The following is a 13,144-nucleotide window of genomic DNA, read 5'->3' on the forward strand; positions in this document are numbered from 1 at the left end:
GTGATATTGATTAATCGAGTTTAATATACTATCGGGTTTAATATACTACCAAGTTAGCTTAGGGCTTTACTGAAAAGTCGTTCCAGTTTATTAATCGTTTTCTGAATATTATTGACATCGGTGGGCGCAATGAAAATAGTATCATCACCGGCAATAGTACCGAGAACACCATCACTTTTACTTAAGCTATCTAACAAGCGCGCAATTAATTGTGCAGCCCCAGGGCTTGTTTGAATGATGATCATAATGCCATTATGCTCAATCTCTAATACTAACTGTTTTAATGGGCTTTGTGCTGTAGGTACACCGAGTTCAGCAGGTAAGCAGTATACCATTTCTTGACGAGCATTACGGGTGCGCACCGCACCAAATTTACTCAGCATACGTGATATTTTAGATTGACTGATATTATCGAAACCTTGCGTTTTTAACGCATCAACAATTTCGCCTTGTGAACCAAACTGTTCTTGTTTTAATAAGTCTTTAAATGCTTGTATTAGTGCTTCTTGTTTCTGTTGGGGATTCATTGTTTGATATTAAAACCTTTTTAGAGGACACATTATTCCAATTGCTATAATACTAAAGTTGAGTTTTTTCAATTCAGCATTATACGTTATCATATAAACAAATATACGGTATAAATGAATATTAATTGTTTTTTTGTTGCCTATGCTATATCTTTTGCGCAGCAAATTTTTACGTATTTACTCAAATTTTTTTGTTAAAATGAATCAAAGGTTAATTTGACCTTAGTTTACCCCTATTAAATATCGGAGAGAACACATGAAAGTAGCAGTTTTAGGCGCCGCAGGCGGTATTGGACAAGCATTATCTTTACTATTAAAAACTCAATTACCGGCCGGGTCTGAGTTATCACTTTATGATGTTGCCCCGGTTGTTCCTGGTGTAGCAGTGGATTTATCTCACATCCCTACCGATGTAAAAGTTGCCGGTTTTGGTCGTGATGAGTTAAATGCTGCGTTATCTGGTGCTGATATTGTATTAATTCCGGCAGGTATGCCACGTAAACCAGGTATGGATCGTGCTGATTTATTCAATGTTAATGCGGGCATTATCAAAGTATTAGCTGAAGGTATCGTTGCTGCTTGTCCTAAAGCATTAGTGGGTATTATCACTAACCCTGTAAATGGCACTGTACCAATTGTTGCTGAAGTATTCAAAAAAGCAGGTACTTATGATGCTAACCGTGTATTTGGTATTACAACGTTAGATGTTATTCGTTCAGAAGCTTTTGTTGCAGAATTAAAAGGCTTAGATGTTGCTTCAGTAAAAGTTCCTGTTATTGGTGGTCATTCTGGTACAACGATTCTTCCATTACTTTCTCAAGTAGAAGGCGTAAGCTTTACAGATGAAGAAGTTGCTGCCTTAACACCACGTATTCAAAATGCAGGTACTGAAGTTGTTGAAGCTAAAGCCGGTGGCGGATCTGCTACTTTATCTATGGGTGCCGCAGCAGCACGTTTTTGTATGTCTCTAGTTAAAGGTCTGCAAGGCGAAGACGTTGTTGATTACGCTTATGTTGCGGTAGATAACGGCGATGCACCTTACTTTTCTCACCCAGTACGTTTAGGTGTTAATGGTGTTATTGAAATTTTACCTTACGGTGAGTTAAGTGCATTTGAACAAAAAGCTAAAGATGATATGTTAGCTACACTGAAAAAAGATATCCAAGAAGGTATCGATTTCATGGCATAAAGCCAATTGTTGGCGGAATTTTAATCTCACGATTTTAATTCCGTCTACTATTCACTACTTTTTTTGATATTAGTCATCTCTCTATATCAAGGGAGAAAAGCGGGGTTACCCGTGATTTACTTAACTCCTTTCGAAATCAAAAATTCGGCATATTCTTTATCCGTTCGCATAATATGATTAGTTAACCATCGCTTAAGAAAATGCAGTAAATCATCATTGATAGTGCCCTGCGGATTTTCCACAAACTTATTTTTTAACTCAATCACTTGCGCTATTAATTCGTTGTGCTGTCGTTTATGTTCATCAAAGTGACTATAACCATACTCTGCAAACATATTTTCTTCGTAAGTGAAATGTTTTTGGGTATAAGCTGTTAAGCCTGTAAATATTTTTCCTAGTAATTCATTTGAACTACCCGTGAGTTTGGCATCATTAAGTGCATTAATCATATTGACTAATTTTATGTGCTGCTCATCTATACTTTTTATCCCTATGCTTAACTCATTTGTCCACTCAATTAACGGCATGCTAATTCCTTCAAAGTTGCATTATTTATCTACGTTAGTTGCAAATAAAATAATACACAACCTAAATGGCAGGTTTTACTGCGCTAAATCAATAAAAGGAAAGATGTCGTATAATTTCTATGTAAAGCTTATCTTCCCCATGGGTTATCAGGTGTTGATGAGCGTTCTCGCGTTTTTTTAGCTTTCTTTTGACGAAGACGCTCAGCATCTTCAAAACTTAATTCCGCAGGCTCTCCTGGCTTTTGATCAGCAGGTATAATGCGATCACGTGGAGGCAATTCAAACTGGCTATCATCTGCTCGTGGCAAATTTTTGTATTGGTACAAATAAAATCCTTCTACTTTATCTTTTGCCCAGTCTGTTTTTTTTAGAAATTTAACACTTGAAATAATACTTGGGTTAGTTTTGAAACAATTTAGATTTAAATAAGCATGTAGAATCTCAAAACCATAATGTTCAACTAACTCGGTGAGTACTTGTTCTAAACCTACCCCATGCAAAGGGTTATTTTCGTATATGTTATCTGAACTCATAATATTGTCTCTCTGGCAATCTGAAGCCAATAAACGTTATTGAAAAAGGGATAGCGCCAATTACGTTAATTAAACACTACGATTAGCGGCAATATGCGCTAAGGCTGTTAGTGCTTGTTTGTAATCAGATTCAGGTAAAATAGCTAACGCATTAATAGCTTTGTCTGCTTCTATCTCTGCTTTTCTTTGTGTGTAATCTAAGGCACCTGTTTGCTTCATCGCCGAAAGGATCTCATCCAAATGCTCCATACCATTTCCATGTTCTATCGCTTCTCTTACAAGCTGTTTTTGCGCTTCAGATCCATGTTTCATAGTATAAAGTAAGGGTAAAGTTGGCTTACCTTCAGATAAATCATCACCGACATTTTTACCCATTTCTTTCGCGTCCGCTGTATAGTCCATAATGTCGTCAACTAATTGAAAAGCCGTACCCAAATACTTGCCATAATCTGCCATGGCCTGTTCAGTGGCCTTGTCTTGTTGAGTAATAACCGCAGCAAGTCGTGTCGCGGCTTCAAATAGTTTCGCTGTTTTGCAATAAATTACCTGCATATAACTTTCTTCAGTGGTATCTGGATCATTACAATTCATTAATTGTAATACTTCACCTTCAGCAACAATATTGGTGGCATCAGATAAAATATCCATAATGCGCATATCACCTAACTTTGTCATCATCTGAAATGAACGTGTATAAAGAAAATCGCCTACTAACACACTGGCGCTATTGCCAAATAGTGCATTTGCCGTTTCACGTCCCCGACGCATGTTTGATTCATCTACCACATCATCGTGTAATAATGTTGCAGTGTGAATGAATTCAATAATGGCCGCTATTATACAATGCTCATCATTTAAAGGCGTTGAGTTAGCTTGATTTAACGCTTGTGCTGTCAGTACTGTCAGCATAGGACGCATGCGTTTTCCACCAAGATTAACAATATAAATGCCTAATTGATTTATCAAAGCGACATCTGAATGTAATTGTTCATAAATAAGGCCATTTACCTTAGTCATGTCATTTTGAGATAGTGCTTGAATTGCTTTTATATCCACAGTACTTAATTTCCACTTGGGCTAGGAGGTTTCTTTATACCATTTGGTATAACCACCTTTTCGATCGGTTTTATAGGTAAATTCTACACTATATTGGCCGACAATAAAGCCGCAAAGGTGGTTTCTAATCAGTTTGTTCTGTATTTAGACGTTTATTTTATCTAATGTACGAAAAACTTTAGAAATGATTGCTTTTATACTTGCCCTGTTAGGTTTCTTAGCGTAGAATTCGCGCCCTATATTTTTAAATTTAGCGTCATTTAACTTAACTAATACTTAACTAAGAGATGACGCAGTACGGAGTAGCTATGTACGCGGTATTCCAAAGCGGTGGTAAACAGCATCGTGTAACCGAAGGGCAAACAGTTCGCCTTGAAAAACTAGAACTTGAAGTAGGCGCAGCAGTAGAATTTGATAACGTATTAATGATCGCCGATGGTGAAAACATCAACGTAGGCGCGCCTTACGTTGCAGGTGGTAAAGTAGTGGCTGAGGTTGTTAACCAAGGTCGTGCTGATAAAGTTACTATTGTAAAATTCAAACGTCGTAAGCATTCACGTAAACAAGCGGGCCATCGTCAATGGTTCACTGAAGTGAAAATTACTGGTATTAACGGCTAATTAGGAGCATTTAACATGGCACATAAGAAAGCTGCAGGTAGTACACGAAATGGTCGTGATTCAGAAGCTAAGCGTTTAGGTGTTAAACGTTTTGGTGGTGAATCAGTGTTAGCGGGTAACATCATTGTTCGTCAACGTGGAACACGTTTCCATCTTGGTAGCAATATGGGTATCGGTAAAGATCACACTTTATTCGCATTAGCTGACGGTAAAGTTCAGTTTGATGTTAAAGGTCCAAAAAATCGTAAATTTGTTAGCATCATCGCTGACTAATTGAGATTCGATTTATAAAAACCTCGCATCATGCGAGGTTTTTTTTGGTTACAAAAACATAGCCGAAAATATTTTTACCAATATTCATTTATCAGATTGGTTTAAAGTATTCGCGGAATGTTTATACAAAATGGTTTATACTAGAAAACATATAAACCATAAGATTTAGGGTTGTTTAAAGCACCATGAAATTTGTTGATGAAGTTGAGATCAGAGTTGAAGGCGGCGACGGCGGTAACGGCTGTGTCAGTTTTCGAAAAGAAAAATATATTGAATTTGGCGGCCCTAATGGCGGCGATGGTGGCGATGGTGGCGATGTTTACCTTATGGCTCACGAAAGCCTTAATACATTGATTGATTATCGTTTTGAACGTTTTCATCGCGCAAAACGTGGACAAAACGGACAAAGCCGTGACTGTACAGGTAAAAGCAGTGATGAATTAGTACTTAAAGTACCCGTTGGCACCCGAGTAACTGACATAGACACTGGCGAGTTACTCGGTGATTTAACTCATGTCGATCAAAAGCTTCTTGTTGCTAAAGGAGGTTGGCATGGTTTGGGTAATACACGTTTTAAAAGCAGTACAAACCGTGCACCTAGACAAAGAACCGATGGTACTCCAGGTGAAATTCGTAATCTTAAATTAGAATTACTATTATTGGCTGATGTTGGTTTATTAGGTTTACCGAATGTTGGTAAATCAACCTTAATCCGCAGTGTATCGGCGGCAAAACCGAAAGTAGCTGATTATCCCTTTACAACCTTAGTACCAAACTTAGGTGTAGTAAGATTAGACACACAGCGTAGTTTTGTTATCGCCGACATTCCGGGTATTATTGAAGGTGCTGCTGACGGTGCAGGTTTAGGTACTCAGTTTTTAAAACACCTTGAGCGTTGTCGTATTCTTCTACATATTATTGATATTATGCCGGCAGATGGATCGGACCCATTAGAAAATGCTAAAACTATTATTAGTGAGCTAGAACAACATAACGAAAAACTAGCGGGCAAACCTCGTTGGGTTGTATTTAACAAGCTAGATTTAATGCTTGAAGATGAAGCTAAAGAGTTAACCGATTCAATTTTAGGCGGGCTTGATTGGCAAGGTGAAGTACACAGTATTTCAGCGTTTAATAAAATGGGCACAGACGAATTGTGCCAAAGAGTTATGACGTTTATTGAAGAATTACCACCAGAAGAAGAAGAAGTCATTGATGGTAAAAATGTTGAATTTAAATGGGATACCTATCATGAAGATGCTATGGCTAATGATGGTTTAGATGACGATCTTGATGATGATGATTGGAATGAAGACGATTACGATGTGGAAGTAGAATATCGTCCTTAGATTAATCTAATACTTTGTTATAAAAGGCTCATGATTGATTATCATGAGCCTTTTTTATGAGCTGCGTTTTGATTACATTGCTTCTAAACTGATGCCTCGGGTTTCTTTAATATATTTAATGACAAAAAAGATGCTGAATAGTGCTGAAATTGCGTATAGGGCATAGGCACTAGATAAACCTAAATTAGCCAATAATATTGGAAAAGTCATGGTGATAGTAAAATTTGCTAACCATTGCGCACTTGCTGCCACAGCTAAGGCGGCTCCTCGAATGCGATTGTTAAACATTTCACCTAAGAGTACCCAAACAATTGGTCCCCAACTTAGCCCAAAAAACACAACAAACAAGTTTGCCATAACTAAAGCTGAGGTTCCCATGTTTTCAGTTAATGCGAGTTTACCAAGCTCATTGAAGCCGACCGTTGCAAAAATAAAAGTTAAAATCCCTAAACTAATAAACATACCAATACTACCAATAAGCAATAGCGGTTTACGACCTATTTTATCGACCAAAGCAATGGCGATAAAAGTTGATACAATATTCGTAGTGCCAGTGAGGACATTAATTAATAATGATTGAGATTCGTCAAAACCGGCTGCTTGCCAAAGTTCTGCACCATAGTAAAAAACCACATTGATACCCACAAACTGCCGGAAGACAGATAGAGCGATACCAACCCAAATAATAGGATGAATCGTACTTGTATTTGTTATGAATAAATCACTAATACTCGGTTTTTTATCACCATGTAATGACTTTTTAACCTCGTTCACTTGCTCACTAGGGTTAGCGGATGATATTTTTGAAAAGACTTTTTCAGCTTTTTTCAATTGTCCTTGAGCCACTAAGTATCTGGGGGATTCAGGAATAAAGAACACACCTATTAAAAATAATATTGAGGGAATAAGCTCAACCCAAAACATCCAACGCCAAGCTGCAATGTCATATAAAAAAATAGCCTCAGCACCACCGGCTTCAGAGGCAATGATGTAATTACTTAAAAAAGCGGCAAATAAGCCAAGTACAATGGCTAGTTGCTGTAAAGTAGCCAATCGACCTCGTAACGCTCTTTGGTGCTATTTCTGCAATATATCCGGAGCTAATACTGAAGCAGCACCTATACCTAAACCGCCAAATAATCGGTAGATAATAAACTCACCAGACGAAGTAGAGATACCAGAGCCAAATGCACTAATAGCAAATATTATTGCTGTGATGTTCATAATTGTTTTACGCCCAAAATGATCAGACATAGGTCCGGCAGCCAAAGCACCTAAGGCACAGCCCAACAAAACAGAGGCCACATTAAAACCAGTAGACACATCATTAGAATTAAAAGCATTACCTAATGCTGTAACTGTGCCATTAATGACACCTGAGTCGAAGCCAAAAAGGAAGCCACCAATTGCGGCAACTGAAGCAATGAATAGAACATACATGACGGACGTGGTCGGTTCTTCTGCTACTTGAAAGGTTTTTTTAAGTCTGTTGACGTATTTGTCTTCACGGGGGATTTCCTTGTTATTGTTTTTAACCATAAAGGCTATATGTGGTATTAGCTGTGTAAATTTTTTTATAAAAAGTTGAATCAATTGCCAATAAAGTCATTGGCAATTGATATTTATCAATCAGTAGAGAAAGAGACTACATTTAAAATGGGAATAGAGCTTTTCACTCTAAAACACGAAATATTAGTGAAGTGAAAACTCCGATTAACTTGACGTAATTTAAAATAATTTTATTATTACCAACTTTTTTATAGCTAATATTGAAATTGTTGGTTAATACTTCAAGCAGACCGGTGACATCACCAGTTTTAAACATACCTGCAACTTGAACTTCTTGTAGTTTTTTATCGGAGGATAATTCAAATTCTATATTAGTGTACCGGCTGATCTCTGCCATGGCATCGGCTAATGACTCACCTCGGAAAATCAGATTACCCTGGCGCCAAGAGAGACTTTCAGCAACTTCTACAGGGTTTATCTTGATTATAGTTTCAACGGTATTGCCCGTTAAATCTAAGTTGACTTTTTCCCCTTTTGAAATTGCCATAGAGTTAGCAGGCAGTCTTTTACCTATTTCATCAGGTTCTAATTTTTCTTTGTCTTTATGCGTTTTAGCGACTAAAACTTTGCCATCAGTCACAATGAGCTCTACTAATTCATTACGTACTTCAACGTTAAATGCTGTTCCTACGGCTTGAATCACCTTACCTCCGGCTATTACACTCAATGGGCGTGTTTTATCATGAGCAACATCAATATGAATTTCGCCACGTTGTAAATCGATGATTCTTGCAGAAGCGGTATAACGCACTTGTACAAAACTATTGGTATTTAAAACAATTTTACTATTATCTGGTAAGCTAATTGTATTACTTTCGCCAACACCTGTTTGATAGTTCATTTGCATAGCAACAACTACAGAAGGTTGATTTTTATATAAAAATGAAAGATTGAAGTCGTTTAGGTAAAAGCCTACACAGATAACTAACATAATAGAAGCAGCCATTGTACTAAGCCAAGTTGAATATTTTTTTGTAAAACTCACTGACGTTTGTGGGAATAGATCAGATAAACGGGTTAAATTTTCCATCTTATCCCACAAGTGGGCTACTTCTAATAATACATTTACATTATTAGGGTTTAATGAGAACCATGTCTGTAAAGCTGATTTTTCTTCTTCAGACAACACTCTATCTATTTTTGCTAACCAATTACAGGCATCATCTAAGCGTTTTTCTTCTTCGCCAAGCGTATCTTGCTTATGAATCTGATGAACATTACTCATAAGTACCTCCTACCTTTACAGGCGAGATTTGTACTATTTTAGTGTTTTTACTCGTTAAGGGAGTCTGCATTTTGCGCATGAATAATGTGCAACGTTTCATGCCAGTTGATATATGTTTTTCCACGGTACTTTCACTAAGATTTAATTGAGCAGCGATTTCGCGCTGCGAATAACCATAAACTTTTTTTAATACAAATACTTTACGACATTGAATTGGTAATTGTCTAACAGCTTCACAAAAATGAGCAAACTCATTTTGGGTTAAGATATTCTCATACATTTCATCTTTATGATGATCTGATAGTAATTGCTCTAAGGTTTCTAAATTATCTATACCATCAACAAGTCTAACATTGGCTTGTTTTTGATAATCTAACGCTAAATTTCGCGCCGTTTTATACATAAAAGATTTAGGAGAGGTTATGTTTTCTTTATTTTCTATTTGGCAAATACGGACATAAGTTTCTTGAACAATATCTTCAATTTCATGTGGCGGCACAATGCGAGCAACTAACCTAGATATACTTTTTATCGAGGTTAAATATGCTTTATAAAATAATGTATCGTTCGACATCAAACCCCACTCAATTCCTGTAATATTTTTTTAATCGAGTTAACCATTTAACTCGGATACCTTAAAGACGATCGAGCTATATAAAATCCACCAGTTAAAGACAAATTAATTTTAGCTTAATTTCTCAGGTAATACTGTTTTTCCATTTTTCATGAATTAGGGCTTAGTTCTGAAAAGCTTGTAATCTACCCGTGAAGTGTAATAAGGTTTTTTATTGCACTATTATAGCGCGCTTAATTTCTAATAGCCGATCTTTGGTTTTAGTAGATATTTCAATTGTTAAACAATTGCTTATCTTTGTGCAAAGCAATCAATTTATACTTAAAATAAATGTCGAAAAATAAAAATATAAAGGCATCAAAAAAAATAAACATGATTAATCATTTAAAAAAAATACGATTAAAAAATAAAAAAAAGTTATGGGGGAAAATAAAAGACCAGTCGTCTTTGTTTTGTGCATGGCGAAAATCTGTGCGCTTGGAATATCAAAAATTACATTTACAGTTTGTCTCTTTTGTTCTTATTTTTTGCCTATGGAGTAGTTGGGCTTTAGCAGAAGAAGAAACAGAAAAAGTAACGTTTAATATTCCCAGACAAAGGGCCGATTTATCACTAATTAATTTTGCCGAGCAAGCGGATATAACATTGCTTTTCCCATTAGATAAAATGGAAGGAAAGCAAACTAATCCATTATCTGGACAGTATTCAATTATGAATGCACTTCAATTAATGCTTAAAGATACAGGCTTGAAAAGTGATGTTAGTGAAAGTGGGCAGTTATCTATTTTAATAGATCCCAGTTTTGAGAGAAAAAACGACATGGCTAATTATAAAAAGAATAAAGTTTCAAGTGCTGTATTTGCAGTACTAAGTACAGTTGCTACCTTACCGGCAACAGCTGATACCGAAACTAAAGAAACAGAAATCATTGAAGTTAGGGGGATTAAAGGTGCGTTAGGTCGTGCGATGGATGCCAAAGAGAAGCGGAGGTGTAGTTGACTCTATATCTGCTGAAGACATTGGTAAATTTCCAGACACTAACTTAGCCGAATCATTACAACGTATTACAGGGGTATCAATCGATCGCTCCGGTGGAGAAGGTCAATTAATCACCGTGCGTGGTTTTGGTCCTCAGTTCAATACCGTTTTGGTGAATGGTCGCCAAATGGCTTCAGAAAATCAAAGCCGAGCTTTCAGTTTTGATACCGTAGCTTCAGAACTTGTTAAAAGTTTAGATGTGCACAAAACTTCCTCAGCAACAATGCAGTCCGGTGGTATCGGTTCGACAGTTAATGTAACAACCGCCCGTCCTTTTGCAATTAGTGGTTTCAAATTCGCGGGTAGTGTTAAGGGGGTATATGATGGAAATAGTGAAGAAACCACCCCGCAAGTATCAGCATTAATTAGTAATACTTTTAATGATGACACATTAGGTGTGTTATTTGCTATTTCACATCAAAAACGTGAAACCCGTCTAGACCAAGCGCAAATCGACGGTTGGTTAGAAAACGTTGGTGTGCCTAACCCACAAACCGAAAATGGTGACGCTTATGCGGGCAATATTTTTTCACCTCGTAATTATGATCATAAAGTCACGACAGAAGAACGCACGCGTACTAATGCTAATTTAGTTATCCAATATGCGCCTTCAGACAATCTCATTGTGACTGCCGATGCTTTATATTCAGATTTTGATGTTGAAACAGATACTACCTCGTATGGACATTGGTTCACTGCACCTAACCTTGAAGGTTTTGGTGATGCTACAGGTGCTACGGTTGATGCCAACGGAACTGTTATCGACTTATATCAAGAAGTTGGTCTAGCTACCGATATGCATGCGAAGAAATTTGATCGTTTAACAGAATCAAGCGCTTTAGGCTTAAATTTTGATTGGGATGTTAATGACAATCTAAATATGCAATTTGATCTTAGCCATTCAAGTGCTGAGCGTGCGGCAAATAATGGCGGAGGCGATCAATTATCACTGATTGGGTATGCTAACCGAGTGCGTTTCCAAGTAGACAACGCTATTTTACCGTACGCTAGTGAGTTTGCTAGTGCTAATCCAGATATTTATAGTGGTCAACAAGAAATTGATGGGAGTGCTTATGATCCAACCGTTACACCTGATGGTGTCTCTGATCTTTTAGATCCGACCAATAGCCGAGCTCACGTTATGCTGCGTCGTGGGCGGGCAGTTGAAGATACAGTTGATCAACTCCGTTGGGATAGCACTTGGCTTGATGATGCAGATAGTGGTTTAGCTGCCGTTAAATTTGGTGCTATGTACTCTTCTGAAACTAAAAATCTTGATCGGGATAATGAGGGAGCAGGTATCCATTGTACTTTTTGTGGTTATCCTGATTCGCCAGATATGGATGCTTTTTCACAGTATGTATTTGACGCAGGCAGTGACTTTTTAGGTAGTGTTAGTGGCAGCGGTCGTATGCCGACATCATGGTTGGCTCATGATGGTGAAGCCAATTTTGCTTTCTTAGAAGGTATTGCTGCCGCAGATGGTAATAACATCAGCTTTGATGCAGTAAAACGTAACAAATCATTCGAAATTACCGAAGAGACAATGTCTTTGTATGTAGAGTTTGATTTTGAAACTGAAGTGGCGGGTATGCCTTTATCTGCAACCACAGGGTTTAGATATGAAGCAAGCAATGTTGACGTATCAGGAACTGATGAGCCTGTTACAGAGCTTGTTATTCTCGACAAAACAGAAATGTTAGCCGGCTATGGGGCAGCAGAGTCGATCTCTAAAAGTTCAGATTATGAAGCCTTATTACCTAATTTGAGTGTTAAATTAGAGATTAGTGATGAGTTAATTGCTCGTTTTGCTGCTTCGCAAACCATTACTCGCCCAACGTTAGATAGTATGTCGCCGGTAACTGTGATCGGTACAACTCGCCAAGGGGGAAATTTAACTTCTAGCTCTGGTAACCCAGAGTTACAACCATTTACCTCTGATAATGTTGATTTATCGTTAGAGTGGTATTACGCCGATGCTAGTTATTTATCTGCAGGTTACTTTAGAAAAAACGTTGCTAATTTTATAATTAATACTACCGAAGATATCATCTTTTCTTTGGCTGACGGTAACTTACTAACTGACCCTTCAACGGGATCGGATGTTGATCACCCAGATAGTACAGATACAACAGCGGTATTTACCAACACTTTACCTAGTAACAGTGAATCAGCGATTGTTGACGGGCGGGAAATAGCACTTCAACATACTTTTGATAGTGGTTTTGGTTTGATGGCGAATGCAACATTAGTTGATAGTGACGCACCATTGGATGCGGCTGACATTACGCAAGTATTTGCGTTAACGGGTCTAAGTGATTCGTATAACCTTGTTGGTTTTTATGAAAATGGACCATTTCAAATTCGTTTGGCTTATAACTGGCGTGATGCATTTGTGCAATCGTTAACGCAATTAAATGGTGACGGTGTCACTATTGTTGAAGAATATGCACAAGTTGATGCAAGTGGTAGTTATGATATTAATGACAACATTACGATTTTCTTCGAAGGTATCAATCTAACCGAAGAATATGTTCACAAGCGTGGTCGCTTCGCCAATCAACTATTGTCGGTAGAAGACAGTGGTCGGCGATTTGCTTTTGGTATTCGTGGCTCATTTTAAACACGAGTAAAAAGCTAAAAACTTCTACTGAATTTCAGTAG

General features: G+C 37.5%; 10 protein-coding genes and 2 pseudogenes. 5 read left to right on the top strand and 7 right to left on the bottom strand.

Going from position 1 to position 13,144, the window contains the following annotated elements; translation table 11 throughout:
* Window positions 1–53: 53 nt before the first annotated feature.
* Window positions 54–527: a transcriptional regulator ArgR gene (gene argR / locus L3081_RS06220; protein ID WP_242284232.1), complete on the bottom strand. Its 474-nt coding sequence runs from the start codon at window positions 525–527 to the stop codon at window positions 54–56.
* 256 nt (window positions 528–783) lie between these two features.
* Between argR and mdh the strand changes: the two genes are divergently transcribed.
* Window positions 784–1,716, top strand: a complete 933-nt coding sequence (mdh, locus tag L3081_RS06225) for a malate dehydrogenase (RefSeq protein ID WP_242284234.1) — start codon at window positions 784–786, stop codon at window positions 1,714–1,716.
* A gap of 116 nt (window positions 1,717–1,832) precedes the next feature.
* Here mdh and L3081_RS06230 read toward each other — a convergent pair whose 3' ends face one another.
* The 3 genes from L3081_RS06230 to ispB all read right to left on the bottom strand — a co-directional run bounded on the left by L3081_RS06230 (window position 1,833) and on the right by ispB (window position 3,832).
* Window positions 1,833–2,243, bottom strand: a complete 411-nt coding sequence (locus L3081_RS06230) for a bacteriohemerythrin (RefSeq protein ID WP_242284236.1) — start codon at window positions 2,241–2,243, stop codon at window positions 1,833–1,835.
* A gap of 128 nt (window positions 2,244–2,371) precedes the next feature.
* Window positions 2,372–2,776 carry a VF530 family protein gene (locus L3081_RS06235; protein ID WP_242284237.1) on the bottom strand — a complete coding sequence of 135 codons (405 nt, stop codon included), beginning with the start codon at window positions 2,774–2,776 and terminating at the stop codon, window positions 2,372–2,374.
* A 69-nt stretch (window positions 2,777–2,845) separates the two neighbouring features.
* Window positions 2,846–3,832 carry an octaprenyl diphosphate synthase gene (ispB, locus tag L3081_RS06240; RefSeq protein WP_242284239.1) on the bottom strand — a complete coding sequence of 329 codons (987 nt, stop codon included), beginning with the start codon at window positions 3,830–3,832 and terminating at the stop codon, window positions 2,846–2,848.
* 308 nt (window positions 3,833–4,140) lie between these two features.
* Here ispB and rplU point away from each other — a divergent pair, with 308 nt between their 5' ends.
* From rplU to cgtA, 3 genes are all read left to right on the top strand, one after another.
* Window positions 4,141–4,452, top strand: coding sequence for a 50S ribosomal protein L21 (gene rplU / locus L3081_RS06245; protein WP_242284241.1), 312 nt, complete (start codon window positions 4,141–4,143; stop codon window positions 4,450–4,452).
* A gap of 15 nt (window positions 4,453–4,467) precedes the next feature.
* Window positions 4,468–4,725, top strand: a complete 258-nt coding sequence (gene rpmA, locus L3081_RS06250) for a 50S ribosomal protein L27 (RefSeq protein WP_242284243.1) — start codon at window positions 4,468–4,470, stop codon at window positions 4,723–4,725.
* 185 nt (window positions 4,726–4,910) lie between these two features.
* Window positions 4,911–6,074 (top strand): Obg family GTPase CgtA, encoded by a 1,164-nt coding sequence (gene cgtA / locus L3081_RS06255; protein ID WP_242284244.1) that lies wholly within the window; start codon window positions 4,911–4,913, stop codon window positions 6,072–6,074.
* A 72-nt stretch (window positions 6,075–6,146) separates the two neighbouring features.
* On the opposite strand, the pseudogene L3081_RS06260 reads toward cgtA, so the two are convergent.
* The 3 genes and pseudogenes from L3081_RS06260 to L3081_RS06270 all read right to left on the bottom strand — a co-directional run bounded on the left by L3081_RS06260 (window position 6,147) and on the right by L3081_RS06270 (window position 9,442).
* Window positions 6,147–7,613, bottom strand: a pseudogene (locus tag L3081_RS06260) (sugar porter family MFS transporter).
* A gap of 133 nt (window positions 7,614–7,746) precedes the next feature.
* Window positions 7,747–8,868 carry a FecR family protein gene (locus L3081_RS06265; RefSeq protein WP_242284246.1) on the bottom strand — a complete coding sequence of 374 codons (1,122 nt, stop codon included), beginning with the start codon at window positions 8,866–8,868 and terminating at the stop codon, window positions 7,747–7,749.
* Window positions 8,861–9,442: an RNA polymerase sigma factor gene (locus tag L3081_RS06270; protein WP_242284248.1), complete on the bottom strand. Its 582-nt coding sequence runs from the start codon at window positions 9,440–9,442 to the stop codon at window positions 8,861–8,863. The genes L3081_RS06265 and L3081_RS06270 overlap by 8 nt, the downstream gene beginning before the upstream one ends.
* Window positions 9,443–10,261: 819 nt before the next feature.
* On the opposite strand from L3081_RS06270, the pseudogene L3081_RS06275 reads away from it, so the two are divergent.
* Window positions 10,262–13,103, top strand: a pseudogene (locus tag L3081_RS06275) (TonB-dependent receptor).
* Window positions 13,104–13,144: the final 41 nt, after the last annotated feature.

The organism is Colwellia maritima (assembly GCF_022669015.1).
GTDB lineage: Bacteria > Pseudomonadota > Gammaproteobacteria > Enterobacterales > Alteromonadaceae > Colwellia > Colwellia maritima.